Annotated in this window: 17 protein-coding genes and 1 pseudogene; 6 read left to right on the top strand and 12 right to left on the bottom strand. The window is 43.6% G+C overall.

The window, feature by feature from the left end:
* Positions 1-19: 19 nt before the first annotated feature.
* The 6 genes and pseudogenes from AM228_RS26670 to AM228_RS26655 form a co-directional block, all read right to left on the bottom strand.
* A complete protein-coding gene (locus AM228_RS26670) occupies positions 20-475 on the bottom strand; it encodes a GatB/YqeY domain-containing protein (protein ID WP_054469946.1) in 456 nt (151 codons plus the stop codon).
* Between the two features lie 183 nt (positions 476-658).
* On the bottom strand, positions 659-772 hold the full coding sequence (locus tag AM228_RS37065; RefSeq protein ID WP_190880947.1) for a DUF1517 domain-containing protein: 114 nt from the start codon (positions 770-772) through the stop codon (positions 659-661).
* Between the two features lie 65 nt (positions 773-837).
* Positions 838-960 (bottom strand): annotated as a pseudogene (locus AM228_RS37060) (hypothetical protein); the annotation flags it as partial.
* 107 nt (positions 961-1,067) lie between these two features.
* The gene (locus AM228_RS26665) at positions 1,068-1,277 is read right to left on the bottom strand and encodes a hypothetical protein (RefSeq protein ID WP_054469945.1); all 210 of its coding nucleotides are present in this window, start codon (positions 1,275-1,277) and stop codon (positions 1,068-1,070) included.
* An 87-nt stretch (positions 1,278-1,364) separates the two neighbouring features.
* Positions 1,365-1,919, bottom strand: a complete 555-nt coding sequence (locus tag AM228_RS26660) for a cyclopropane-fatty-acyl-phospholipid synthase family protein (protein WP_156332086.1) — start codon at positions 1,917-1,919, stop codon at positions 1,365-1,367.
* 274 nt (positions 1,920-2,193) lie between these two features.
* Positions 2,194-2,706 carry an adenine phosphoribosyltransferase gene (locus AM228_RS26655; protein ID WP_054469949.1) on the bottom strand — a complete coding sequence of 171 codons (513 nt, stop codon included), beginning with the start codon at positions 2,704-2,706 and terminating at the stop codon, positions 2,194-2,196.
* Between the two features lie 621 nt (positions 2,707-3,327).
* Between AM228_RS26655 and AM228_RS26650 the strand changes: the two genes are divergently transcribed.
* The 5 genes from AM228_RS26650 (at position 3,328) to AM228_RS26630 (ending at position 10,394) form a co-directional block, all read left to right on the top strand.
* Positions 3,328-3,957 (top strand): DUF3038 domain-containing protein, encoded by a 630-nt coding sequence (locus AM228_RS26650; RefSeq protein ID WP_054469943.1) that lies wholly within the window; start codon positions 3,328-3,330, stop codon positions 3,955-3,957.
* Entirely contained in the window at positions 3,954-5,366 is a 1,413-nt protein-coding gene (locus tag AM228_RS26645; protein ID WP_054469942.1) for a DUF4335 domain-containing protein, read from the top strand. Before AM228_RS26650 ends, AM228_RS26645 begins: the two co-directional genes overlap by 4 nt.
* 795 nt (positions 5,367-6,161) lie before the next feature.
* Positions 6,162-7,301 carry an anti-sigma factor antagonist gene (locus AM228_RS30355; protein WP_054469941.1) on the top strand — a complete coding sequence of 380 codons (1,140 nt, stop codon included), beginning with the start codon at positions 6,162-6,164 and terminating at the stop codon, positions 7,299-7,301.
* Positions 7,302-7,357: 56 nt separating this feature from the next.
* Entirely contained in the window at positions 7,358-7,855 is a 498-nt protein-coding gene (locus AM228_RS26635; protein WP_322096588.1) for an ATP-binding protein, read from the top strand.
* A 127-nt stretch (positions 7,856-7,982) separates the two neighbouring features.
* A complete protein-coding gene (locus AM228_RS26630; protein ID WP_156332085.1) occupies positions 7,983-10,394 on the top strand; it encodes a SpoIIE family protein phosphatase in 2,412 nt (803 codons plus the stop codon).
* A 267-nt stretch (positions 10,395-10,661) separates the two neighbouring features.
* On the opposite strand, the gene AM228_RS26625 is transcribed toward AM228_RS26630, so the two are convergent.
* From AM228_RS26625 to AM228_RS26600, 6 genes are all read right to left on the bottom strand, one after another.
* Positions 10,662-11,006 (bottom strand): STAS domain-containing protein, encoded by a 345-nt coding sequence (locus AM228_RS26625; RefSeq protein WP_054469940.1) that lies wholly within the window; start codon positions 11,004-11,006, stop codon positions 10,662-10,664.
* Positions 11,007-11,445: 439 nt separating this feature from the next.
* Complete coding sequence (locus AM228_RS26620; RefSeq protein ID WP_054469939.1) at positions 11,446-12,300, bottom strand: pentapeptide repeat-containing protein; 855 nt, start codon at positions 12,298-12,300, stop codon at positions 11,446-11,448.
* Between the two features lie 53 nt (positions 12,301-12,353).
* A complete protein-coding gene (locus AM228_RS26615; protein WP_054469938.1) occupies positions 12,354-15,560 on the bottom strand; it encodes an EAL domain-containing protein in 3,207 nt (1,068 codons plus the stop codon).
* A 942-nt stretch (positions 15,561-16,502) separates the two neighbouring features.
* Entirely contained in the window at positions 16,503-17,414 is a 912-nt protein-coding gene (locus AM228_RS26610; RefSeq protein ID WP_054469937.1) for a Uma2 family endonuclease, read from the bottom strand.
* Between the two features lie 135 nt (positions 17,415-17,549).
* The gene (locus AM228_RS26605; protein WP_054469936.1) at positions 17,550-20,357 is read right to left on the bottom strand and encodes an EAL domain-containing protein; all 2,808 of its coding nucleotides are present in this window, start codon (positions 20,355-20,357) and stop codon (positions 17,550-17,552) included.
* A gap of 1,148 nt (positions 20,358-21,505) precedes the next feature.
* The gene (locus AM228_RS26600; protein WP_054469935.1) at positions 21,506-21,778 is read right to left on the bottom strand and encodes a hypothetical protein; all 273 of its coding nucleotides are present in this window, start codon (positions 21,776-21,778) and stop codon (positions 21,506-21,508) included.
* Between the two features lie 218 nt (positions 21,779-21,996).
* On the opposite strand from AM228_RS26600, the gene AM228_RS26595 reads away from it, so the two are divergent.
* The gene (locus AM228_RS26595) at positions 21,997-22,812 is read left to right on the top strand and encodes a SirB1 family protein (protein WP_054469934.1); all 816 of its coding nucleotides are present in this window, start codon (positions 21,997-21,999) and stop codon (positions 22,810-22,812) included.
* The last annotated feature ends 291 nt before the right edge of the window (positions 22,813-23,103 follow it).

Here is a 23,103-nt window from a genome sequence, read left to right as displayed (position 1 = left end):
TCGCACTAACAACTAACAACTATCCTAGTTTGGCTTTGACGATTTCTTGGACTTTTTTGCCATCGGCTTTTCCTTTTAACTGCTGCATGGCAGGCCCCATGACTTTACCGATATCTTTGATGGAGGTGGCGCAGACTTGAGCGATGATCGCTTCAATGGTACTGGCGATTTCGGCGTCGGAAAGTTGACTGGGCAAGTATTCTTCTATGATGGCTAGTTCCTGGGCTTCTTGGGCAGCTAGATCCTCGCGACCAACTTGTTGATATTGCTCGATCGCGTCTCTTCGTTGTTTCGCCAACTGCACCAGTAATTCAATTTCTTGTTCTTCCGTTAAGCTATCCTGACCGGACGGACGGACGCTGACTTCTTTTTCCAGAATCAGCTTTTTGATACTCCGCACCGTTTCCAAGCGGATTTTATCTTTAGCTTTCATGGCGGCCTTAATTTCTTCGCCAATGCGGTCTTTTAAGCTCATAAATCTTACCCTTTCTTGACTGTCTTGATTGGTTTTCCACACCCTATCATAACCGATGAAAACATCTGCTTTTGGGAGCGATCGCCGATTTTCTCCTAATTATTATCAAGCAGTTATGCTCACTCAGTCCCCAGATATCTAACTTCCCCCAAATATCTAACCCCCGTCTGCACGGGGGCAGGCTTAGATCGGGATTAAATCACTATAATCTTGAGCAAATTGCGAGGCGGACAGGCTATCAGTTGCCAATTGCGGACTCCACAATAATTCAAAAATCAGCAGATATTCTGGCGGCATTGCGGCCTTTGTAATGCAGCTTTTAATTCAGCGGCAGATTTAATAGATGCAAATAAGGGGCGATCTTAAGCGGTGCCGATTAACAAGGTGACAACAATATAATCCGCTTCAACCTGTTCTAAGTCATCAATTATAGGGGCAGTTTGGGTAATATTTCCCTGAATATTACTGAGGGTTTCTGCACTGAACTTTTGCCGTGCTGATCAAGAAAATGTTTTTAACAATTATTGGGCATTTTTCCGGTCATTCACCGTTTGCGAACTACCAATAAAATGCGTCTAATCTGGATAATTATTTAACAAATTTTCCAGGTAACTTTGCATTGCCATAAACCTAGATCGCTTTTTAGGTCGGTTTCCATGACTAATTGGGATAAGTTGCTTTGAAGCGATTCGCGGTAGCAATCCGCTTCGCGGAATCGCGCTGCGGCTTTCAGGGCAATCTGAATTTTGGTTAGAGTGACAATATCGTTGTCTAATTCATTGGGTTCACTGAGATTAAGCATAGAAAATTTTCCAGAAATTTTTAGGGATTTCAAGGGTCAAAAATCAGCCATAATTTTCACCAGAAATCCTCAACCCCAATTCAGGTTTTAGGAAGAGGGCTGCATGAGATAAAAAACATAACCGAAACAATCTCCAAAGCGATCGCAAATATCAATTTCTTTTGCCCTTGCGGCCAACACCTCGGCCAATCCTGGATTCTGACTCGCTTCAGGTTGTAGCTGACGCACCCGCTTTGCCAATGGGGTCAAATATTCGTCCCACCAAGCCGACCGGGGCAAAATGAAATGATCGAACACTTGATAACCCGCCGCCTCCGCTAATTTTATGTTGCCCGCGATCGGGGTCATGGCTGGATATTCGGCTTGCCAAAAGTCCAGAACTTCTTGGGGGGGTGCGGAAATCAGCCAAGTAGCTTCGCTGACCACCAGGCAGCCGCCCTCTCGTAACAAAGGACGGCACAATTTTAAGCCATTGGCAAATCCCAGGATATAAATCGAAGCTTCTGCCCATATGAGATCGATACTACCCGGAGCATCTTCTAACTGCGCCATATCTTGCTGGCGGATCGTGATTAAATGATCCAGTCCTCGGTCCACGGCAGCTTGCTGAAGTCGCAATAGGTAGGGAAGATGGAATTGCAAGGAAATCAACCGCTGCGAACGGCCACTGGAGTTCCTGCGCTAATACCAGGGTTTGCCGTCCCAGACCACAACCCAGATCCAAAATTTGCCCGCCCCAGGGTTCAATAAAATCGCGCGATCGCAGCCAACCGGGTAAACGATGAATCGCCTCACGTTGCTTCATCGCTGCCGGGGCCTTCCCTGGGGATATCGCAATGCAGGGTAAATAAAGCGTCTAAATCCATACTTTTCTCTTCGTGGCCATAACACAATTATCCAAGAAACCGGGTTTCTTTTAATATTCAACCATTGAGATAATCGGGACATTGGGGAGTTTTTCTCTACCACCCAAGGCCAATAATTCCACCACAAAGCAAAAACCGACTAATTCTGCCCCCGCTTGCTGAACCATCTTAGCCGCAGCTTGAGCCGTACCCCCGGTGGCAATTAAATCGTCAACAATTAAGACGCGATCGCCTTCTTTGAGGGCATCTTGGTGCATTTCCAAGCGGTCGGTGCCATATTCAAGCTCGTACTCCACGGAATAAACCGCCCCTGGCAGCTTGCCCGGTTTCCGCACCGGAATAAAACCCACCCCCAACTTATAAGCCAACGGGGTGCCAAAAATAAACCCACGAGACTCCATTCCCAGAATATAATCTGGCTGAAGGGGCGCACAGACTGCCGCCATCAGGTCAATCACACCTCGCAGACCATCAGGATTTTGCAGTAGGGTGGTAATATCTCGAAACATAATTCCCGGTTTGGGAAAATCAGGGATATTGCGAATGAGAGATTTGATATCCATAAATCGATAATTTTGCGGGTGAATATAAGTTGTAGATTTTAACCAGGGCAAGTAACCAGGGCAAGTAACCAGGGCAAGTAACCAGGGCAAGTAACCAGGGCAAGCAACCAGGGCAAGCAACCAGGGCAAGCAACCAGGCCTAGTGGTGCGATCGCCGTCAGTGCAAATCAACCAAAAATGCCCATAATATGGTGCGTTGGGAGCGGACATTTATCTTTAGGGTTTTTAATTATAAATTTATAATTAGTGACCGCAAAGACGCACCCTACAGCGGAGGAACTCTAGCTTAAAAGCCTGGATGATTAACCTGAATGAATCATAGACCATTCACCAAAAAACTTGCCGGTTTTAACATATGCCACTTGAATTCAGCGGTTGACAAAACGCCCCCAGGAAAAAACAAGTTAGACCCCTTGGGTGAAAGGGTGAGAGGGAATTTTCCGAGGGTCAGATCCTTTCTCAATGGTCGAAATTTAATCCATCGCCTTTTTTCCGGTAGAGATTAAATCGCGACGGCAATTTATGATCAGATAGAGGGCCGATCGCTTTTCGCCCGACCTCTGTAGTCTAATTCTGTAGAATCTGAGAATATACTGATTCTCGTAAACTATTATCCTGATTATGAATAGTGTGGTAGACGTAATGGGCTCTAACAAGCCACCGGATCCGAGCGAACCGCTCATTTTAGATAATTTGCCCGATCCTCCAGGGGAATGGCACAAGGGATGTCCCCGTCGGGGTCGGTTAGAAATAGATTTAATGTTGCTGGCGATTGAAGCCCTGGATCTCGGTGGGTCGGAAGCAATCTTGCTTTTAGCCAAAGACTTAGGACTGCAACCGATTATTAAAAATCGGGTGGCCTTGTGGCGGATGCGGAGCACCAATCCCTTACGCCGTTATAGCCAACGCAGTCCCTTATCCTTAGCAGAGGGGAAAGCCCTGGTCTCGATTGTGGGCTTTTTGGCTCGACGCTTAACCGCATTAATTCGACAGTTGCTCATGGACTACCAGCAACTCAATCGGAAACAAATTCCCGTAGAACACCATTTGCTCTTAGGGAAATATCTCGAAAGATTTAGAGCGCATTTTCGCAGCCGGATGAACCCGAAACGTGCGGCAGTTTTGGCTTATTCTTCTAATGAGAAGTTGAATGAGTTGGCTTTGGAGTTGCTGAGTAAATTACTTATTTGCACCGGCACTGCCGGAATACAACGTTTTTGGATTAGTTTGTTTGATGGAGAAGTTGAATGACTATTCAACGTCAGTATAGTTTGCCGAATTGCCGGTTGATTTTGGAAGGGTTAAGCGAACAGACGACCCTCGGTGCCAATGTGCAGCCTTTGATGTCGATTCTGCTGAATGCTCAATGTTATGTGACTGGATTGGAGCAACCCGTCAGCGGTGGGCTAGATTTTTTTCAGAGTTTGGTGACGGCAGTCAGTCATTATGCTCAGGAAATGTTGAGCGGGGTGCGATCGCCTATTCTGCTACCCAATAATGGTAGTGGGGAGCAGCCGCATCAAGGCACCTGGGTCAACCTCGAAGCCATTCCCGGTAATTTGCATCGCTTAACGGTCTTGTCTGGGGAACTTGGGCGTCAGTCGGCCCCGATCCAGGTGGATCTGACCACGGTGCAGTTATTTGATTTGATTGAAGCGGTGGATCAGTTCTTTGCCGATAAAAGCACTCTCCCCGCATTGACCCTGAGTTTAACCCCGGTTTCTAAGAAATATCTCCGCACCCAAGAACCAGTCGCGAAGAAAGTCGTTCCTTTGGCAGTGGGAGTCTCCGGTTTAGCGATCGCCGCCACCGCCTTTTTCATGGCACCGATCCCAGAAATTAAACGGCCTACAGAGGATCCGGTAACACAGTCCACTCGGAATGAAATCACCGATGGGAAAACCGCCGGTTCTTCCGGGGCAAATCAGCCACCGGGAACCGCTAACTCTGGTTCACCCCTGTCCGCTTCAGATTTAGAAACCCTTCTGGCGCAAACTCCAGAAATTACCGATCCCACCAGACTGACAATTTTACAGCAGCAATTGCGGAATCAACTTGTGGAGACTTGGACAAATCCGGCAACGTTTACCGAACCGTTAATCTATCAAGTTTCCGTAGCCAAAGATGGGGCGATCGTCGGCTACAAAGCGGAAAATGATGCCGCCAGAGATTATGTTGAGCAAACCCCCTTATCGCAAATTCTGTACAAACAGACTGGCGGTGGCACCACTCCGGTGGAAGAAATTGGCTTATTTAAAGTGGTACTCGAACCCAATGGGGTGCCAGAAGTGAGTCCCTACCGGGGGCTAACCGGCAGACCCAGCCCACCGCCTGAGATTCAAGATCCGGCGATGGTGGAAACCTTATTTAAGCAGTTGCGTGACAATCTGATTGACGAGTGGAAAACGACACCAACATTTCAGCGGGATTTAATTTATAAAGTTTTGGTGACAGAAGATGGGGCGATCGCCGACTACGAACCGCAAAATCAACCAGCCCGAGATTATCTTTATGAAACGCCTCTGCGCCAATTACATCAGCCTTCTGCGGCTCTGAGAAAAAACAGTGACGGTAACTTAGCTTATGTTCCAGTGGTCAGCTACCGGGTGGTATTTACCCCCAGACAAGTTCTAGAAGTGACCCCTTGGAACGGCTGGTAAATCGCGATCGCCCTACCCGCGTATCCGGGAATACTTCTGAGCTATGATCCATAGCGCTGAACCGTCACTTCCATCTCTGGTTGGAGAACTCGATCAATTACCCCAGGGGATTATATTCTGAGGCAGCACTAAAACAAAAGTCCTGATTTTACTGCTATCCGTAGGGGCAATTGATCCATTGCCCCTAACACCGAGCCTGATCGTGCGTAAGTACAGAAAATCAACGCAGCAACCGGGTTTTTGCTCAGTCCCTGAGCAAAAACCCCAGATGTTAACTTTTTTTAACCCGCCAGATCCCAGGAAACTGATTTTTTATTGCCAAAACAAAAAACGTTAAAAAACTATAAAAAATTCTCGCTCAAAAAGGAGAATTTAGGTTGCACAGTTCCCATATTGCACGGGAAAATATCCCCGCCGGAAAAATAAAACTTCAGAGTGGCAGCCCTGGATAGAATGTTGTCAAATCCGCTTGGCGTGGGTGGTTGTAACCGGGCAAATAGATAGTGTACTATTGAAAAATAATTCAGTGCCAGTCTATGCTCTATGATATCTATTATTTGGGGCGATCGCGCCAAACAATAGATAATTACAGGCCGATATCTCAAAGATCAAGGCATTCGCTTGCTGTCCTCATAACCGAGATCGTCAGCTAGATCCTCAAATAGAGTCATCAACAAACCCCCGGTAAATCAGACCCCAAAATCTCTGACCCCCGCCTTCAAGGGGGCAGGTTTAGTTAAAATATCTAGACCAAAACTAGGCCAAAATCACTCGCTTATTTACCCTTCCGGTTCTATGCCCACTCAAAACCCCAACGCAGAGTTTCCGGTTTCGTTTAATGGCAATACCGCCACCGTTCACTTACCACCTCGGATCAGCATATTGGAAGCCGTTGCTTTTAAGCAAACCTGTCACCAACTTGCCGAGCGTGAGCCAACTCCGCACAAAATCGTACTTGATTGTAGTCAAACAACTTTTATTGACAGTAGTGGAATTGGTGCTTTAGTTTATAACATCAAAACCACCAGACAACAGAAAATTTCCTTGGTACTCTGTCAAGTGCAACCGCAAGTCATGGCAGTCTTATCCATGACCGACCTGTTACAACGAGTAACCATTGAGGAAATGCCTGATTCTCAGCCAAATTATCAGCCAAATTCCCGGCCAAATTATCAGCCAAATTATCAGCCGAATTATCAGCCAAATTATCAGCCGAATTATCAGCCGAATTATCAGCCAAATTATCAGCCAAATTCCCAAAAATCCGGTCGGCAAGTCATTCCCACCTTGGATAAGGAACAAATGGCCTCTCTACCGACGACTCATCCCTCGGTGAAATCTAAAGTGAAACGCTTGATCGATATTGTCGGGGCGCTCGTGGGTTTAGGCATTACGGCGGTTTTATTTATTCCGATCGCCGTAGCCATTAAACTCAATAGTCCCGGCCCAATTTTATTCGGTCAAATTCGTTGTGGTTGGATGCATCGGCCATTTAAAATGTGGAAATTCCGCTCCATGTACATTGATGCGGAAGCGCGGAAATCAGAGGTCAAAAACGAAATTGAAGGGGCGAAATTGTTCAAAAACAAAAATGACCCGCGAATTACGAAAGTAGGCCGTTTTCTGCGGCGCACCAGTCTCGATGAACTGCCACAATTTTGGAATGTGCTTAAAGGAGAGATGAGTTTGGTGGGAACCCGACCCCCCACTCCCGATGAAGTGGAACGCTATGAAATTCCAGAATGGCAACGGCTAGACGTGAAACCGGGCATGACCGGCGAATGGCAAGTAAATGGCCGCTCAAGCATTAAAAATTTTGAAGATGTCGTTCAGTTAGACCGACAATACCAAAAAAACTGGAATTTGCTCTATGATATTAAGTTAATACTCAAAACTATCTGGGTAATTTTTCACAAAAATAGTGGAGCTTTGTGAAGTTACCGAGAACCATAATCCAGTGATTCAAGATTTATCCTTATTCCTTAGAAATTGTGTTAAAAAACCTTGGAAGCTGGTGGAAGCAATTCACAGCCCAGCTAAACAAGCAAGCGGAAAAACCAGAGCCACCACTGAAGCGATCGCAAATTCAGGTATTAACCGATCTGAATCAGTTAGAAAATGTCCTAGAATGGTTTGAGCAATTCAATGCTTTACCTGTAACCAATGAATTCTGGTGGCAATGTCAAACTGCTTTGGCAGAAGGCTTCACCAACGCAGTCCGCCATGCTCATCATAATTTGCCTCGTACCACTCCAATTGATATTGAAGTCACCGTACTTAGCAATTGGTTTGAGATGCGAATTTGGGACTATGGCCAGCCTTTTGATTTGCAATCAAAACTCAAATCGATTTCTCAAGAAAAATACAACCCCCTCGAGCGCACCAGCGGCAGAGGAATACTATTTATGGATCGGTTAACCGATGAGTTAGATTACAGTCGAACCCCCGATAGCCGTAATTGCTTGCTGTTGAGAAAAAAAATTGGTTGATTAGGAAATCCATTAGCTTACTGCTCTGATAATTTGGGCAAAACAGGGTGGAGACTTTATCAAGATACTCACTCCAGATCCTGGATATTATATACAGTATATTGTATCTTAATGCAAAAAATATTTAATGTCAGGTTCTATCCCGAAGACAGAGCAATTGGCTCATCATAAATTATCAATCTCCATCATTGAAAATCGCGATCGCTCTTGGGGTCGCAAGAAAGCTCTTAATATGGCAGTTGAAGCAGCATTTAAAGACCTCATGCGCCTAGCCGCGCAAATTTGTACCACCCCCATTGCCCAGATCCACTGGCGAAAGAGGGACGGCAGTTGGTTAAGGGTACAACCAAACAATTCTGCCGAGCCGATTTTTGCTCCTGATATCGGGTTTTGTCTCTGTACCATCGAGCAATCAGGATTATTCATAGTTCCAGATACCCTCCAAGATCCCCGATTTAGTCATCATCCTTTGGTGGTCAATCCTCCTGCCATTCGCTTTTATGCCGGAGTCCCCCTGCGAACCGCTGATGGCTATTTGTGGGGAACCCTTTGCATTATGGACGATCAACCGCGATCTTTAACCGACCCACAAAAAGACGGACTAGAAATTATTGCTCGACAGGCGATCGCCCTTTTAGAATCTGGGGTCAAAGATCCAGAACTCCAGCATTCAGAACAGCAATTCGTCCCACAAATTCAGCAGTCCAATGGCGACAAAAATATCACCTCACGATTACTCGAAACCCTGTTACCACAGACGTTTAATTTAATGGCGATCGTCCGGTCGTCAGACCAAGGATTTCTCTATGTCAACCCCTCTTGCTGTGAAGCCCTCGGTTACACAGAAGCAGAATTTAGTCATCTCTCTTGGGGCAATATTCTGCATCCAGACTGTGGAGAAGATTGCTGGCAATTACCACAACTATTGATTTCTAAACAAACATTAGAAAATGTCGAATTAATTTTATTAACCAAAGAAGGCGATCGCCTCTTTTGTCAGGGCAAAATATTTTGTCATTGGCAAGACGGAAACCCCTGCTCCATTTGTGTTATTCTCCAGGACATCACCGCCCAGAAAAAAGCGGAAGCCAAATATCGACAAATCTTTGAAAATGCCACCCAAGGACTTTTTCAAGCCACCTTATCCGGTGGTTACACCACCGTTAATTTAGCCCTAGCCAAAATATATGGCTATGATTCTCCCCAACAATTTCTCGCCAGCGTCAGCAATGGCGCTGAATTATATGTCAATCCCGATCATTGGGCTGACTGCATCAAAAAGCTGACCGTTGAAGGTCGCATCTGTTGCGAAGCCGAAGTAAAACGACGGGATGGCAAAAAAATTTGGATCGAAGAAACCTTTGAGCTCTTGTGCGATCTCCACAACCATCCCATCGGGGTGGAAGGCTTTGTGGATGATATCACCAGCCGAAAACAAGCGGAAACCACCTTACAAACTACTCGCGATCAACTCCAAGCGGTCTTAGATGCAGTACCCGGAACCGTGTCTTTAATTAGTTCTAATTTTCGGTATCTAGGCGCTAATCGACATTTAGCCGCCACTTATAATTTACCCCCAGAAGAGTTTGTCGGTCGAGAAGTCGGCTTTCGTGAATCAAAATTTGGTCAATTTGTGCGGGAATTTTTTGCCAATCAAACCGAGGAAGCCTCTATAGAAATTGACACAAAAGTCAATGACGCTTTTCACAGTGATATGGTGATTGCCAAAAAATGGCAAGGCAATGAAGCCGCTGTATTTGTCGGCATTGATATTACCGAACGCAAACGGGCAGAAGCGGCTTTACAAGCGGAACTAATGGAAGCCGCCGATTATGTCCAATCTCTGTTGCCAATCCCCGCCATCGAACCTGTCCGCATTGATTCTCGCTTTATTCCCTCCCAACAACTCGGAGGAGATTGTTTTGATTATTATTGGTTGGATGACGACCATTTAGCCATTTATTTACTGGACGTATCGGGACATGGTTCGCGGGCAGCATTGTTGTCCGTGTCCGTACTCAACTTTTTGCGATCGCGCTTTCTGCCCAACACCAACTTTTATGAACCCAATCAAGTGCTCAATGCCTTGAACCAAGCATTCCAGATGGATCGACAGCGGAATATGTACTTTACCATTTGGTATGGAGTCTATAACCGAAGCACTAGAAGTTTACTCTACTCTTGTGCCGGTCATCCCCCCGCCATGTTAATCACCAAAAATCCCGAAAACCTTGTGGAAGTCAAACAACTTTCTACATCGGGTTGTATCCCTATTGGTATGTTTCCCCAAGCAAAATATATCAACGACTCTTGTCAAATTGAACCGGCATCCAACTTATACATATTTAGTGATGGGATTTATGAAATTCCCTTACCCAATGGCGAAATCTGGCAATTAGATAACTTCATTCAAGTCCTCGCTGATTACACCGAGAAAAATCAATGTAGTCTGGAAAATATTTTACAAGCCGTTCGTTCATTAAACTTTGATGATGCGTTTAATGATGACGTATCACTCTTGCATTTTGCCTTTGATTAATTCAGCCTAAATTTTTTCTTTAGATCGACATTTTCACCCAAACATTTCCCATCAAACAAAAGGTGCTGTTTCAGTTTATTAAAATCTTTTTCCAGTTTTTCTCCGGGCGAGGCAATTATTAAATCATATAAAATTATGGGCGGTCTTACGATCGCCCATAATTTTATTGATTATCTGATTTTTTTTAGCTGGAAAAACCTGAATTATATTTTACTAATCAATCAGGATAAAAACAATTCATTCTCCTTTTATTCTCCTTAATTACGATTATTTTTTTGAGCAAAATTTATGCTTAAATTCCTCTTCATCACGAAAAATTTCGATGACTTTATTCAAGCCAGAAAGTTCAAATAACATATTGAGTTGATTATTCAGAGAACACACATAAATGTGCATCCCCGCTCCTTGAACAGTTTTAATGGCTAAAACCACCGCACCTAAGCCAGAACTATCCATAAAAGTCACATCTTTAAAATTAATTAAAACGATGTCAGCTTTACTCTCAACATCAGAAGTGAATTCCAGACATTTGTTAACCTCCTGATTAAACTGACTAGCTCTAGTGCGGTCTAGCAGCCCAGCGGGTCGAATAAATTTAATCACAGGACTCATAAGGCTATGTTTTAGTAAATTGATTTGACAACGATCCACGGCAGCAGCGATCCATAACCTACGCTGCTCTAATCACAAGTTTAGTGAATTGGACAACGATTCTCATCTTAGCTTGCCATGTGCCGCTTGGAAGGTTCAGATCGCAGAACCTTTCACCAATATATCCAGGGTTGAGGCAGGGGGAATCAAGCGATCGCTCCTCCCTCAAGGGATAAAATGACCAAAGAAAGCCCCCGTCCGGGTTTTCAGATTCCCGCTCCCATGACTCCGAAATCTAGGATGAATTTGAGCCAGTCTGTTAAAGTCTGAATATTAAGGGATCCGTGACTTGGAACTCCTTGCCCAAGGCACCAATTTCGTCACCGGAATTTCGTCACCGAAATTTCGTCACCGGAATTTCGTCACCAGAATTTTGTGACATTTGTTAAATGTCAAACTTTTAGCCTTGAACGTGCATTCCTGGACGAGGTAGGGCTAAACCATTCACCCCACCCGGATAATTTCCCGATTCTCCATTCGTCATATAAGGCGATGGAGAAATTCCCCGATTTGGGGGATAATTTTGTGGATAATTCGGTGCATTTTGTGGATAATTCGGGGGATAATGTGGCGGATAATTCGGTTGCATCATCATCGGATTATGATAAATCCCAATCACCCCCTCTAATTTCGCCCCGCCAAGATTAGCTCCGGTCAAATTTGCACCAGTCAAATTAGCGCCCCGGAGGTCGGCATTGCCGAGATTCGCATTTCTCAAGTCAGCATTACTCAGATTGGCATCTTTTAAATCTGCATCCACTAACCGCGCACCACTCAAATCAGCATTAGATAAATTCACTTCCAACATTTGCGCTTGAGCAAGATTAGCCCCACTGAGGTGAATTCCACTCAAGTTGGCATGATTGAACTGAGCCCCAATCAGATTGGCTCCCTGAAACTCGGCTCCACTTAAGTGGGCTTCGCTTAAATTACTCTTGACGCAATTCGCAAAACTGAGGTCTGCACCACTGAGGTTTGCTCCAGTCAGGTTGGCTTCAAATAGATTAATGCTTTTAGCATCTAAACCACTCAGGTCAGCATTTTTCAGATTCGCTCCGACTAAATTAGCAAAACTCAGATCCGCACCACTGAGGTTCGCTTGACTCAGATTTGCCCGATTCAGGTTGGCAAAGAGTAACTTAGCACCGCTGAGATCCGCTTGACTCAGATTAAATCGCGGCAGGTTGGCATCATGGAGAATGCCCCCTTGACATTGTTTAGTTTCTAGTAAGCGTTTGATGTTATTTGCATTCATGTTGTTTTTATGATCGGTGAGATTTTTGGCTTCGTCACCAGGGACATAACGAATTAAGCAGTATGTTGCCGATGATGATGATTATATTTTGTTAGCAGTTTAGTAGCTTGTAGGGCGGGAATCGGCGGACTAAACAAAAAACCTTGCATATCTTCACAATGCATTCCCCGTAAGACTTCTAATTGTTCCACGGTTTCCACCCCTTCGGCGATCACGCGGAGATTTAAGGCGCGACCGAGGGCAATCACCGCTTGGGCGATCGCCCGATCTTGTTCATCGATGCTAATATCTCGGACAAAAGACCGATCCACTTTCAGGCTATGGAAAGGGAATTTTTGCAGATAACTCAGGGAAGAATAACCCGTGCCAAAATCATCCATCGAGAGGTGAACCCCTAGAGACTGCAATTGACCGAGCACCTTGCCAGTCCATTCCACATTTTGCATGGCGATGGTTTCGGTGATTTCCAACTCCAGCAAATCCGCAGGCAGACCGGTTCTGGCTAAAGTTTCTCCCACCATCTCCACCAAGTTGGCTTCTTGAAATTGACGCGCTGAGAGATTAACTCCCATACGGATCGGTGAAAAGCCCGCTTGTAACCAAGATTGATTTTGCTCGCAGGCATTGCGTAGAACCCATTCCCCAATTTCCACAATCAGTCCCGTTTCTTCCGCCAAAGGGATAAAGCGACTGGGGGGCACCAGACCGAATTCTGGGTGTTGCCACCGCACCAATGCTTCCATGCCAAAGATTTTCCGAGTTTTTACATTAACTTGAGGCTGATAATGCACTTGTATTTCGCCGCGTTCTAAAGCCGCGTGCAAACTATTTTGCAACGCCAACAACTCCGAGGCTTGAGAATTCATCGTCGCACTGTACATTCGGTAAGTAGACCGCTGTTCTTTGGCCTGGTATAGAGCCACGTCCGCATTCCCTAGCAATGTTTCCATGTCTTGACCATCCTGGGGATAGACCGCCATACCAATGCTGGTGGTGATGTGCAAGGGGTGTCCGTCTAGGTCAAACACAGGTTTTAAAGCGGCAATAATTCTTTGGGCGACATGAACTGCATCATCAGGAGTATGAATTTGGGGTAGCAGCAAGGTAAACTCATCACCCCCCCACCGGGATAGGGTGTCATTTTGCCGCAGACAATGACAAATCCGTTGGGCTACTTGCTGTAGGAGTAAGTCCCCGATCGCATGACCGAGAGTGTCGTTAATGGTTTTAAATCGGTCTAAGTCCAAAAACATCACCGCCAAGTGATGACCCTGATGCTGGGCTTTGGTTAGCGCTTCTAAGAGACGCTGATTATATAAAGCCCGGTTTGGTAGTCCGGTGAGCAGATCGTGAAACGCTTGGTAGTTGACTTTTTCTTCCGCGTGCTTCCGTTCTGTAATATCACTGATTAAGCCATCGTAGGAGACGATCTGACCGTGGGCATCTTTGCGGACAACTGGGGTATTTCTCACCCAACGGAGTTCGCCATTTTTGTGGATAATCCGATGTTCTAAGGGTTCGGCTTTTCCTTCCGTCAGAATTTGCGCCGTTTGGTTTCTTACGGGTTCCAAGTCTTCGGAGTAAACAATTTCATACCAAAGTTGAGGATCTGCTTGATATTCTTCTGGGCTATAACCTGTGACCGCAATACAGCCATGACCATGTTCCGTGGCGATCGCCTTGCCGTGTTTCACTCTCACCGTATATATATAGTCAGTGACAGACCCCAGGAGTTGTTTATAGCGGGCTTCGCTTTCTCGGAGTGCTTGTTCCGCTTGCTTGCGTTCAGTAATATCGATCCCCGTAGTCATAATTGCCGGTTCCCCCTCATAAATGACTGGGGTAAAAGTCGATGCCATCTGAATCCGATGGCCATCAACCCGAATCAGTTGATGTTCAACTGGATCTAAAATGCCATTATTTTGGCTGGCTTGCTTAAATTGAGATTGAATTAATGCTTTATAATCTTCTAACCAAAATTTTTGCAACGGTTGACCGAGCACCAGCTTAGAATTCCTGGTTCCCAGGAGTTTTAAGGCGGTGGGATTGACAAAGACTAATTTGCCTTTTTTGTGAACAAAAATTGCCGCTGGGGATAATTCAATCAAATTACGGTAACGTTCTTCGCTGCCTTTGATGGTTCGTTCCATCTTTTTGCGATCGCTCAGATCGAAAGCTGTCCCCAATAGGCCAACTTTGCGATCGAACTTAATTAATTTCACCGTAAAATCAACCCACCGTTCTTCACCTGCTTGGGTGAGCATTTTAATCTCTCCTCTCCAGGTGACAGGCTGCTGAGTATTTTTTTTATGCTGCAAGCTTTTTTTAATTTTTTGGTGAAAGTCGGGATGAATCACCTGCCAGCAATTCATGGCGAGCAAGGTATTTTTACCATAGCCGGTTAAGGTTTCCATTGCTGAATTAACGTAAACGAACTGTTTGTCTTGATAAATAAAAGTTGCAATAGGAACCGTTTCAGCGAGTTGGTAAAACTTCTTTTCATTGCGTCGTGCTTCTTGCAAATGGTGACTATCTGTAATATCTTTAATTAACAAAAAAACGCCTTTTAATTTATTGTTTTTATGTATTTTTGCCCAATAAATCAAGGCAATTATTTTTTCTCCTTGTTTAGTTTTTAATTTTTTTTTGATTTGTTTTATTTCGGGAATTTTGACTTCAATATTCTGAGTCTGCTGAAACAAAAAATCACTTTTACCCAGAATTGCATTAACATTATTATTTAATAACTCATCCGCATTGTAGCCTAATTTTACTAATAAATTTTCGGCAATAAACTGAATTCTACCAGAAGCATCCAGAATTATTTGACTATCGGTGATTAAAGGATGAATTATCCGAGAATTTTTAACGGTTTTTATGGCGAATTTATTTAAATAACTTTGGGTGGCAAAATCATTTTTTTTCTGCTTCAGTTGATTGGCGGTATATTTAGCTTGGTAAATAAAAATAGCAATTCCGCCCAGGGTCAAACCCGAAATTACCATAAATAATTGAAAGTCATAAATATGTAAATCATCTAAATAATGAGAAAAATGAGAAAAATGATTTGGTGGGGGCAATAAGCGATCGGCTTTACTGGTATAAACTTCTGGATATATTCCCGTGTACAATAAGGCTGATTTTAACTGAAAATTTTGGTATTTTTTCTCATTAAGATTATCAGAATATGCACCTAATTTGACCCATTTATTTTCAAGAATTAATGCGCTTATGGCATTTTTTGTAAAATGTTCATGCAAGCTTATGCTAATTTTGTTTTGATTAATAGAGGCAAATTTTTCATCAATTATGGATGATTTTACTCCTAAATTTTCCGATATTGTTATTCCAGTAAGCGAGAATAATTTTGCAGAAAATATGGAAATTTTTTCTGCAAAACTTATTATATGCAAGGGTTGGCAAAATCCGCATATAATTAGCAGAATACTAATTATGACGAACCTGTGAATATTTTTTTTCATCGTTAAAAACCATTGGGAAATTAAGAGATTCCTGAGAACAGGAATTTGCCATAAACAAATCTAAAGAATCGCTGGAACATATAGCATCTCCAGGAATCGAAACAGATTGTGAAAAACAGGCTAAACAAACAATATTCAGCGCACAGACAGTCATCTTAACACAGTCATATGAGAGATCAAATAACCCACTTTTATCATTGCACCCACTGATTTTTTTGAATCGAAAACTATCCCTTGAAAAATCGATTAACCTAAAGTGGCACAAAACCTGGATAAGCTAAAATTTGACATATGCACACCTTGATTCTACTCTTCTGATTTTACTACGTGCTGGAAGCATCCCCCAGAGAAATCATTGACCAACCTACATCGAAAGTTTTCAGGTGTAAGGATCTGAGCGTTTAGACAAGGATCGCGGTGATTACGATCGGTGAGACTAAATAAGTAGCGAGGTTAAACAGCGAGATTAAGCACGGAAACCCTGTTTCTGTCGCTTCGGTTGCATCCGCAACGCCGAAGCGATCGCACCCCACAAAATAGGGGCAACAGGAGTTTCCCTAGGGGGGCTTCGTCCAACATTGGTGTCAACCCCCGCGAATGCGGGGCAGGGAATTAATTCCCTGCCGTTGGTGGAAACTTGAGCTTAAGTGTAATTATCAAGACCAAATCGTCATAGTTTCCAGGGCGGCAAATTGGCGATCGCCTCTCCGCCAGAGTTATTTACAGTTCTTCGGGGTTAATTCCCTGCGATCGCAGTAACTCCGCGAGTCGTTCAGCCCGTTGGCGTTCCACTTCCGCCCGTTGGCGTTCCGCTTCCGCCCGTTGGCGTTCCGCTTCCGCCCGTTGGCGTTCTTGCTGTAATTCTACTTCGGCTTGTTGGCGTTCCGCTTCCGCCCGTTGGCGTTCCTGCTGTAACTCCAATTCGGCCTTTTCCGCCCGGTGGCTTTCAATTCTTGCTCGTTCATCTCCGGTTAGTAGCAAATTACCTTGACTATCCCACCACCGCAGCCACGGCAATTCTAAGTTGCCATATTGTCCGAGCCAAATGCCCAATTCTACGCCCATTGGCTCAATGGGATAGTGACCTCGTTCATTCGCTGCCACTAACTCATAATGATTGGCGATTAGGCGATATACTTCTACACTGGCTTTCTGTACTTCATAAATCGCATAAAAAGCCGGACGGATCACTTGTTCATATACCCAAAATTTACCGGGTTTTTGGCGTTCTCCAGAGAGTTGGGATAAGGGAGTGCGATCGCGTTCTTCTGAACCATCTCCTGAGACAAATTCAATGGCAATTAAAGGGGGAATATATTCCTGCCATAAGACATAAGAACGTCTGAATTGTCCATCCAAAGTTGGCGGAACGTTGGGAACATAAAACCAGTCGGGACATTCCGCCCCTTTTTCTGGGGGTTGGGTTAATCGCCAATAAATCCCACAGTCTTGACCGATCGCATATTGTTGGTCTGGATGCAGTTGATCTAATGTCGATTTCAGAGAATCAGTGAGTAAAATACTTTGGGGATGCTCCTGAAAGTTTTTCACAAAAGTACCGTCGGAGTCAGGTAGTTGAGTATGGTCGGGAAGGCTAGTAATTCCCAGTTCTAATGATTGGGCGATGGCCATAGTTAATTGTTTCTCATCGCAGTTTATAGGGTATATTATAGCATTTTGAAAGGATTTGATTGGTGCGATCGCCTCTCCCGGTTCATTACCCATTATCCATTACCCATTATCTATTACCCATTACCTATTATCCACTTAGGATAAATGAAATTTACTGGGCAAACTAAACAAACGATTTGCCTCCGACGCAAACAGTGGTGGACTCAAAAAATTACCTTGCATTTCGTCACAATCAAATGTCGCTAAAATTTCTTGTTGTTCGGGAGTTTCAACTCCTTGAATAACCACTGGAAAACCCAGTTGATTTCCCAAATCAATCATGGTGCGTAGTAGCGCCAATTCTTTAGATTTTTTTCCTACTTTTTTGAGAAAAAAACGATCAATTTTAATCCGGTCAAAAGGCAAACTTTTGAGTGCTGTTAACGAGACAAGCCCACTGCCAAAATTATCCAAAGCCAAAGCAATTCTCATCCGGTGTAACTGCTGCAATCTGTGGCGAGTAAATTCTAAATCTTGCATCGCCGTAGCTTCATTAATTTCTAAGCCCAAACATTCAGGATTAACTCCCGTTGCTTGTAACACCTCACTGATAATAGCTAATAAATTTTGTTGCTGAAATTCTGCCGCTGACAAATTGATCCAAACTTTAACCGGCGGCCAGCCAAGGGTTTGCCAAATAGACAGTTGCTCGCAAGCACTTTCTAAAATCCAGCGACCTAACTTGACCATGAAGCCCTTTTCTTCTAATAAAGAAATAAATTTTTCTGCTGGCAGTAATCCGAGGGTGGGATGCTGCCAACGAATTAATGCTTCCACTCCTCTAATCTCACGGGTTGTTGGGTGGAGTAATGGCTGGTAAAACAGGAGAAACTCTTGTTGGTTCAACGCCTGTTCCGCATTATTTTCTAATAATAAGTATTCGGGAATTTCCGAGTGCATATAGGGAGTGTAAAATTCATAGCTATTTCGTCCCGTTTCTTTGACCCGATATAATGCGAGATCGGCATTTTGCATCAAGGTGGACGCATCGATGCCATCTTCAGGATAAATGGCAATGCCAATGCTACAACTAATATATAGTTGATGCTCATCGATCAGAAACGATTGCTGGATGGAGTTAATAATCCTCTGGGCAATATGACCAGCATCGACTGAATGGTGAATCTGATTCAGGATGACAATAAATTCATCGCCTCCCCAGCGAATAATCATATCATCTTCTCGCAGGGACTGTTTTAATCGTTGGGCGACGATTTGCAAAAGTTGATCCCCTACTCCATGACCTAAAGTATCGTTGATGATTTTAAATCGATCTAAGTCGATAAACAGGAAAGCGGCTTTTTGCTCTTGCTGTTGCGCGATCGCCAGCATTTTCGGTAGAGATTGTTCGAGTTGCTGTCGGTTGGGTAAACCTGTTAAAAGATCGTGAAACGCTTGATGGTGAATCAGGACTTCTTGCTGATGGCGTTGGATCGCACCACCAATACTACCGGCGATCGCCACTAAAATTGATGCTTCACTTTTTGACCAAGACCTTGCCGTTTGGCAATCATCAAATCCCACATAGCCAAAAAATTCTTCTTGGACAATAATAGGGACTAACAAACTGGAAACAACATCGGGATAACCAAATACAGCGCGATCGCCTGGACTCATTTGCTCCGTCAAGATCGTCAAGGGTTCACCAGCTAATAAACAGGGGAAAATCTTTGAGTCCGTGGGAATCAGCAGATGATCCGCTGTTTTGGCGCTGGAAATTCCCTCAGCAGTCCACTCATATTCCATAATTAAGCTAGGTTGACTGGCGAGCCGAGCGCCAGTCAATTCGCAATTAAAATCGCAATTTTTTCTTTCTATGCAGACATAAACCCGATGCACTCCCACCACTTCCCCTAATTTTCCTAACCCACGATTCACCGCTTCTCGGTGGTTAGGATTTAACAATAATTCATTCATAGCTGCGGCCACAGCTTCCAGCAAGCGATCGCGTTTCAGCAATTCGATTTCTGCTTGCTTACGCTGGGTAATATCAACTACCGTCCCCTCATAGCCAATGATTTCTCCCGCAGCATTGCGAATTTTTCGCGCACATTCTGAAATCCAAATAATTTGGCCATCTTTCCGATAAATTTCTGATTCAAATGCCCAGACCGCATCTTGTTTTTCCAGTAAGTGGCGAAATTCATTCCGACGTTGAGGATTTACATAAAGTTGATGCTCAATATCGGTCAGATTAGCCATCATTTCTCCAGGGGAATCATAACCGTAGATAGTCGCTAACATCGGGTTAACAGTTAGATAACGACCATCGGCGGTGGTTTGAAAAATGCCCTCCACCGCATTTTCAAAAATACTCCGATATTTTTCCGTAGTCTCTTTTAATTGTTTTTCGGTTTGTTTTTGATGGAGTAACACGGTCAATTGAGGCATCATATTTTGAATCATCTCCAGTTTAACTGGATTTTTCGGGTTAGATTTCAGCATAAAAAATAAAATTACAGCAACGACTTCATTTGAAATCACAACGGGGATACCAAAACCGGATTTGACTCCCAGTTTTTTCGCCATTTCGACTCTGGAAAAAAAATTTTTTGACAATTTAGAAATATCAGGGTAAAATTCTGATTTTTTCGTCACCCATATTCGTCCGGGCAAACCGATATTAGGGGGAAAAATAAATTCTAAACTATGGGTTCTTAATTGAGCGATCGCCAAGGAATCCCGATTAAATTTAGATTGACTACATTGCAAATAATCCCCATTCGGACTGGGAACCCACACTTCTCCATAATCCCAGTCCGTTGCTTCACAAATCCGCTCTACTGCAAGGCTTAAAGCGGTATCAAGATCGTCAGCAGCCGCTATCTCTAAAATTAGCCTTGGCAATAAAGACGCATACATTTTTATGTCCGTATAACCTCGTTGTTCTTGGAAAGCAATCATTTTGTTTATGTCCAGATTGTTTATGTCCATATTTTATATTTTGGGTTTTGTTTTCAGGTAAACGGGCTTTTCCTGTGAAGCTTGATTCAAATTTATGAAAGCGATCGCATTCAGAATGAATCACAAAAAATATAGGTAGATTAAGTAATTATATATTTTGACCTCTCAAATCAAAAAAAACTGGCGATCGAATATTTTTGATCTGCTCGGTTTTATGCGCGAGTCATCCACGGTTAATTAAAGCTTTGGCCAAATGCCGAGTGAAGCGGTTATGACTCTAGACCCTGATTTAAAAATTTTTAACCTGGACTCATTCACGGGAAAAGTAAGCTAGAGAGTAAGCTAGAAAAGTTTTTCTCCAAGTGTCTTTTATTAAAAAACACTTCTCGTTTCCTGGCTGGGCTGAAAGATTTTTCGCCCCTTTAAGGCGATCGACAAGAAAGCACTTTAAGATGCGGTTGATTCAATACTACCCAGCAAAAGTGATAGCTTGGTGACACTGGGATCGGTTCGGTTTCGCTAGTCACGATATCCATTATTGCTAATTCCCTGGTGACAATGGAACAAAATGCCGATAAACCTGCATTTTCACTTCGGAGCTAGATTTAGCGGTAGATTTAAATTTAGTATGAGTACGAGCATCAAGGGGCTGGATCCAACCCGTTATGTATTTAATCTATTTTTAAATTGAGTAAAAATGGACAAAATTTCCGCATCAAATTACACAAATTACACGAATTTTAACGTAAATCTAAAAAAAATATAAAAAAATATTAATAAAATGATAGATTTTTCGGGGAAACTCCATGACCGTCATCGCGATCGCAGACCGCGATTTGCTGCCGAGCGATATTAAATTATCCCCTCAAATGTCAGTACACTGAATCATAGCAGATTTCTTGGGGCAAATCGAGCGAATGCCCCGACTAAATATCTCGCTTGCATCTAGAGAGATTCTGTCTTAAAGCTGACGATTAATTTCCCGGCAAGATCAGGATTTTAACCTTGATATTCATATTATAAATACTCAATTTGCCAATTTTTTTTGTTTTTAATAACAGAGATTTTTAAGGTTATTTATTGATCCGTTTTCGTAATCAATGTCACCGCCAAAGAATGACAATTTTCTTCAACGGTAGGAATTGACATCAGGGTACGAGTATATTGATTTTATGCTTTTTAATAAACTTGCTAAAAGCTTGTTTAGACATTTTGACTTTAAAATTATCTGTCGTCAACTGATAAGCTGCGGTCACATTGTCCTCGACAATCAAAGTCAAAAACGTGCCAATTGCTTGAGGTAATCCTTTGGTTTTCCGCAAAATCCTGATGGCAACGATAACCCAAACTAATAACAAAAGACCGACCAGACTCCCTAGACCAATTCCGAGATAAGATAAATACGGTGGAAATTTTTCCATAAAAGAACTGATGTTAACTTAATAGAGCATCAGCTATAATAGTACATCCGTAGAAGTGGAGGAAACGGTGAACGGTGAACCGGCAACGCTTAACCAAGAACCAAGAACCATCAACCATCAACCAAGAACCATCAACCACGAACGGTTAATAAATGTATCCCTGACTTAAAATAGAAAAACAGCATAGAACCACCTAAAAGGCAGTCTTCACTTGTAACATGGAATTTTCCGCAGCGCGACAATTATTTTACCAAGAAATCCAGCAGCCAGATGAACAAATTAATCTGGCAAAAGCGGCTTTATATATTGCTCAAGAAGAATATCCCGATCTGGATGTCGAGCAATCCCTCGAAACTTTTGATGTGATGGCGGAAGAGGTGCGGCAACAGTTGCCCCCAGAACGCTATCCCCTCCGAATCATCAAGACCATTAATCAGTATTTGTTTGATGACCTTGGTTTTCGGGGCAATACCGATGATTACTACGATCCGCGCAATAGTTTTCTGAGTGACGTAATTGTTCGGCGCACGGGGATTCCAATTACCCTGTCGTTAGTATATCTGGAAGTGGCTCGGCGCATCGATTTTCCGATGGTCGGCATTGGAATGCCCGGACATTTTATCATTCGTCCAGATTTTGCCGATGCGGGGATTTTTGTGGATGCATTTAATCGCGGGGAGATATTGTTTGCGGAAGATTGGCAGCCCCGATTAAGTCAACTGTATGGTCAACCTGTGCAGTTGCGGCCAGAATTTTTTGCCCGAGTCACGTCACGACAGTTTTTAGCCCGGATGCTGATGAATTTAAAAATGATTTATCTCCAACAAATGCAGGCGAAAAAATGTCTGGGGGTAATTGACCGGATTTTGCTGTTGTTTCCCGATGCCCCAGACCAACTGCGCGATCGCGGCCTTTTATATTATCAAAGCGATCGCTGGTCAGAAGCACGGCAAGACCTGGAATCCTATCTGGCGATCGTCCCTGATGCTGCCGATGCCGCGATCGTTCGCCAATTGCTCGATCACATCAGCTAATTACAGGGTCTAGGGTGTGGGGTGTGGCTCAGGGTAAGAGGTGTAGGCTGTAGGCTGTGGGGTGTGGGGTGTGGGAAAAAATAATAGATAATGGATAATGAATGAGTAAACAATTGTCAATTGTCTATTTTCAATGGGATTTTTTCAATGGGGTTTTGGTGTGTAGAAGACTTACTCAAAGCCAACCGCAATCAACAAGTCTGAATTCTACCCCTGAGGATTAAATATCACTATCTTCAAGACAACCCAGTGACAATGGCGAAATCCTTGTAAATCATCGCAGCCACCTTT

The sequence above is a fragment of the Planktothricoides sp. SR001 genome (assembly GCF_001276715.1).
Classification (GTDB): Bacteria; Cyanobacteriota; Cyanobacteriia; order Cyanobacteriales; family Laspinemataceae; genus Planktothricoides; species Planktothricoides raciborskii.
The sequence above is the reverse complement of the archived record's forward strand: the minus strand, read 5'-3'. Positions and strand labels throughout refer to the sequence as shown.

What these genes read in the sequence shown, in the direction of transcription:
- AM228_RS26600 (WP_054469935.1), bottom strand. Translation starts at nt 21,778, where the DNA reads ATGGAAAAATTTCCACCGTATTTATCTTATCTCGGAATTGGTCTAGGG.
- AM228_RS26670 (WP_054469946.1), bottom strand. Translation starts at nt 475, where the DNA reads ATGAGCTTAAAAGACCGCATTGGCGAAGAAATTAAGGCCGCCATGAAA.
- AM228_RS26620 (WP_054469939.1), bottom strand. Translation starts at nt 12,300, where the DNA reads ATGAATGCAAATAACATCAAACGCTTACTAGAAACTAAACAATGTCAA.
- AM228_RS26610 (WP_054469937.1), bottom strand. Translation starts at nt 17,414, where the DNA reads ATGGCCATCGCCCAATCATTAGAACTGGGAATTACTAGCCTTCCCGAC.
- AM228_RS30355 (WP_054469941.1), top strand. Translation starts at nt 6,162, where the DNA reads ATGCCCACTCAAAACCCCAACGCAGAGTTTCCGGTTTCGTTTAATGGC.
- AM228_RS26665 (WP_054469945.1), bottom strand. Translation starts at nt 1,277, where the DNA reads ATGCTTAATCTCAGTGAACCCAATGAATTAGACAACGATATTGTCACT.
- AM228_RS26650 (WP_054469943.1), top strand. Translation starts at nt 3,328, where the DNA reads ATGAATAGTGTGGTAGACGTAATGGGCTCTAACAAGCCACCGGATCCG.
- AM228_RS26630 (WP_156332085.1), top strand. Translation starts at nt 7,983, where the DNA reads ATGTCAGGTTCTATCCCGAAGACAGAGCAATTGGCTCATCATAAATTA.
- AM228_RS37065 (WP_190880947.1), bottom strand. Translation starts at nt 772, where the DNA reads ATGCCGCCAGAATATCTGCTGATTTTTGAATTATTGTGGAGTCCGCAA.
- AM228_RS26645 (WP_054469942.1), top strand. Translation starts at nt 3,954, where the DNA reads ATGACTATTCAACGTCAGTATAGTTTGCCGAATTGCCGGTTGATTTTG.
- AM228_RS26605 (WP_054469936.1), bottom strand. Translation starts at nt 20,357, where the DNA reads ATGATTGCTTTCCAAGAACAACGAGGTTATACGGACATAAAAATGTAT.
- AM228_RS26595 (WP_054469934.1), top strand. Translation starts at nt 21,997, where the DNA reads ATGGAATTTTCCGCAGCGCGACAATTATTTTACCAAGAAATCCAGCAG.
- AM228_RS26625 (WP_054469940.1), bottom strand. Translation starts at nt 11,006, where the DNA reads ATGAGTCCTGTGATTAAATTTATTCGACCCGCTGGGCTGCTAGACCGC.
- AM228_RS26655 (WP_054469949.1), bottom strand. Translation starts at nt 2,706, where the DNA reads ATGGATATCAAATCTCTCATTCGCAATATCCCTGATTTTCCCAAACCG.